This is a genomic window from Nocardioides sp. (assembly GCF_036401255.1).
In the GTDB taxonomy this organism is placed as follows: domain Bacteria; phylum Actinomycetota; class Actinomycetes; order Propionibacteriales; family Nocardioidaceae; genus Nocardioides.
In genome coordinates this window covers 1-4,034 of record NZ_DASWVI010000485.1, presented here as the reverse complement: position 1 = coordinate 4,034, position 4,034 = coordinate 1, and the positions used below count along the sequence as shown (strand labels likewise).

The following is a 4,034-nucleotide window of genomic DNA, read 5'->3' as shown; positions in this document are numbered from 1 at the left end:
GGTGCCGATCCCGCACGCCAGGCCCCACGGGCTGCCGCCGGTGCCGATCCCGCACGTGCGGCCCCGCGGTCCCGAGCCGGTCCCGATCCCGCACGCCGACCAGCCCGTCGTCCCGCACCTGCGGCTGCCGCAGCGGTAGGAGCCACCTGTCGGTGCCGTGAGCAAGGATGGTCGGGTGATGGCCCTCGACCGGTTCAGCGAGCCGACCCGCACCTGGTTCGGTGCGGCGTTCGCGACCCCGACGCCGGCCCAGGAGGGTGCGTGGGAGGCGATCGGCGCGGGCCGGCACGCGCTGGTCGTCGCGCCGACCGGGTCGGGCAAGACGCTCAGCGCGTTCCTGTGGAGCCTGGACCGGCTGCTCACCACGCCGCCGCCCGACGACAGGCGCCACCGGTGCCGGGTCCTCTACATCTCCCCGCTCAAGGCGCTCGGCGTCGACGTCGAGCGCAACCTCCGCGCGCCGCTGACCGGCATCCGCCACACCGCCGACCGGCTCGGCCAGCCGGTGCCCGAGGTCCGCGTCGGCGTCCGCTCCGGCGACACCCCCGCGGCCGACCGCCGCAAGCTCACCACCGCTCCCCCTGACATCTTGATCACGACTCCCGAGTCGCTGTTCCTCATGCTCACCAGCCAGGCCCGCGAGTCGCTGCGCGGCGTCGAGACCGTGATCGTCGACGAGGTCCACGCGGTCGCGGGCGGCAAGCGCGGCGCCCACCTGGCGGTGAGCCTCGAGCGCCTCGACGCGCTGCTCGAGCGGCCCGCCCAGCGCATCGGCCTCAGCGCGACGGTGCGCCCCCTGGAGGAGGTCGCCCGGTTCCTCGGCGGCACCGCCCCGGTCGAGATCGTCGCTCCGCCGAGCGAGAAGCAGTGGGACCTGCGGGTCGTCGTGCCCGTCGAGGACATGACCGCACCCGATGAGTACGACGAAGACGGCGAGGACCCGCAGCGCGCCCAGAGCCTGTGGCCGCACGTCGAGGAGCGGGTGGTCGACCTCGTCGAGCAGCACCGGTCCACGATCGTGTTCGCCAACTCCCGCCGGCTCGCGGAGCGGCTCACCGCCCGGCTCAACGAGATCGCCACGGAGCGGGCGGGTGGTTTCGAGACGGTTGCCAGCGCAACCTCCTCAACCACCGGGGGGCCGCCGGCCCAGGTGATGGCGCAGTCGGGGCAGAGCCAGGGCGCCACCCAGGTCATCGCGAAGGCCCACCACGGCTCGGTGTCCAAGGAGCAGCGGGCGCTGATCGAGGACGACCTCAAGCGCGGCCGGCTGCCCTGCGTGGTCGCGACCAGCAGCCTCGAGCTCGGCATCGACATGGGCGCCGTCGACCTGGTGATCCAGATCGAGAGCCCGCCCAGCGTCGCCAGCGCGCTCCAGCGGGTGGGGCGCGCCGGCCACCAGGTGGGCGAGGTCTCCCGGGGCGTGCTGTTCCCCAAGCACCGAGGCGACCTGGCCCAGACCGCGGTGGCCGTGGAGCGGATGCGCACCGGCGCGATCGAGTCGCTGCGGGTGCCGGCCAACCCGCTCGACGTGCTGGCCCAGCAGGTCGTCGCCGCCACGGCGCTGGACGCCTGGTCCGCCGACGACCTGTTCGAGCTGGTGCGTCGCAGCGCCCCGTTCACCCAGCTGCCGCGCACCGCCTACGACGCGACGCTCGACCTGCTCAGCGGCCGCTACCCCTCCGACGAGTTCGCCGAGCTGCGCCCGCGGCTGGTCTGGGACCGCGTCACCGGCACCCTCACCGGCCGGCCGGGCGCCCAACGCCTCGCGGTCACCAGCGGCGGCACGATCCCCGACCGGGGACTGTTCGGAGTCTTCCTGGTCGGGGGCACCGGCCCCGGGCGTCGGGTCGGTGAGCTCGACGAGGAGATGGTCTACGAGTCGCGCGTGGGCGACGTCTTCGCGCTCGGCGCGACGAGCTGGCGCATCGAGGACATCACCCACGACCGCGTCCTGGTCACGCCGGCCCCGGGCGTCCCCGGCCGGCTGCCGTTCTGGAAGGGCGACGCCCTCGGCCGGCCCGCCGAGCTCGGCGCGGCGATCGGCGCGTTCACCCGCGAGCTGGCGGGCCTGTCGCGCGACGAGGCGACGCAGCGCGCCGTACGCGACGGTCTCGACGAGTACGCCGCCGGCAACCTGCTCACCTACCTGCACGAGCAGCTCGACGCCACCAACGTACTGCCGAGCGACCGCACCCTGCTGGTCGAGCGGTTCCGCGACGAGCTCGGCGACTGGCGGTTGGTCGTCCACTCCCCCTACGGCACGCCGGTGCACGCCCCGTGGGCGCTCGCGATCAACGCCCGGCTGCGGGAGCGCTTCGGGGTCGACGGCCAGGCCGTCGCCTCCGACGACGGCATCGTGATCCGCATCCCCGACACCGAGGCCGAGCCGCCCGGCGGCGACGTGATCGTGTTCGACCCCGACGAGATCGAGGGCCTGGTCACCACCGAGGTCGGCGGCTCGGCGTTGTTCGCCTCCCGGTTCCGCGAGTGCGCGGCGCGCGCCCTGCTGCTGCCCCGACGCGACCCCGGCCGCCGCTCGCCGCTGTGGCAGCAGCGGCAGCGCTCGGCCGCGCTGCTGGAGGTGGCCGCGAAGTACCCCTCGTTCCCGATCGTGCTCGAGGCGGTGCGCGAGTGCCTCCAGGACGTCTACGACCTCCCGTCGCTCCTCGCGCTGATGCGCGCGGTCGACCGGCGCGAGGTGCAGGTCGTCGACGTGTCGACCCACCAGCCGTCGCCGTTCGCCCGCAGCCTGCTGTTCGGCTACGTCGCCCAGTTCATGTACGAGGGCGACTCCCCCATCGCCGAGCGCCGGGCCGCCGCCCTGTCGCTCGACCAGGGCCTGCTCGCCGAGCTGCTAGGCCGCGCCGAGCTCCGCGAGCTGCTCGACCCCGAGGTGCTCGCCGAGGTCGAGGCCGAGCTCCAGCGGCTCACCCCCGACCGCCGGGCCCGCGACCCCGAGGGCGTCGCCGACCTGGTCCGCCTGCTCGGCCCCCTCACCACCGAGGAGGTCGCGGCCCGCTGTGTCCCGGGCGCCGACACCGGAGAGTGGCTGGACGCGCTGGCCCGGGCTCGACGCCTGGTCGAGGTCCGGATGGCCGGCGAGGAGCGCTGGGCCGCCGTCGAGGACGTCGGCCGGCTGCGCGACGGCCTCGGTGTGCCCGTGCCGCCGGGGACCCCCGAAGCGTTCGCCGACCCGGTCGAGGACCCCCTGGCCGACCTGGTCGGGCGCTTCGCCCGGACCCACGGCCCGTTCACGACCGAGCAGGTCGCCGCGCGCCTCGGCCTCGGCGCGGCCGTGGTGCGGCACACGCTGCAGCGCCTCGCCGCCCAGGGACGGGTGCTCGACGGCGAGTTCCGGCCCGCCGGCAGCGGCACCGAGTGGTGCGACGCCGAGGTGCTGCGCCGGTTGCGTCGCCGCTCGCTGGCCCGGCTGCGGCAGGAGATCGAGCCGGTCGAGCCCGAGGCGCTGGGCCGGTTCCTGGGCGCCTGGCAGCACGTCACGACCAGCCGGGGAGCGCTGCGCGGCGTCGACGGCGTGCTCGCCGCGATCGACCAGCTCGCCGGCTGCGCCGTGCCCGCCTCCGCGCTCGAGCCGCTGGTGCTCGCCGCGCGGGTGCGCGACTACGAGACGTCGTACCTCGACGAGCTGACCGCCGCCGGCGAGGTCTTGTGGGCCGGCCACGCCGCGCTGCCCGGCTCCGACGGCTGGGTGTCGTTGCACCTCGCCGACCAGGCGCACCTCACCCTGCCCGAGCCCGCTCCCTTCCAGCACAGCGAACTCCACCAGGCCGTCCTCGACGCCCTGGCCCCCGGTGGCGCGTGGTTCTTCCGCCAGCTCTCCGACGCCGTCGGCTCCACCAACGACGCCGCGCTCTCGGCGGCGCTGTGGGACCTCGTCTGGGCGGGCCGCGTCAGCAACGACACCCTCACCCCGCTCCGCGCCCTGACTCGCTCGGGCACCGCCTCGCACCGCACCCGGCGGCCACCGCCGCGCGCCGGCCGGCCGATCCGCACCGGGCCGCCCGAGACCGCCG

General features: G+C 75.5%; 1 protein-coding gene. It reads left to right on the top strand.

Annotated features, from left to right (window positions below; all coding sequences use genetic code 11):
* Positions 1–178: 178 nt before the first annotated feature.
* Positions 179–4,034: ATP-dependent helicase (locus VGD85_RS22425; RefSeq protein ID WP_331065651.1), on the top strand; the 3,856-nt coding region annotated here is incomplete at its 3' end.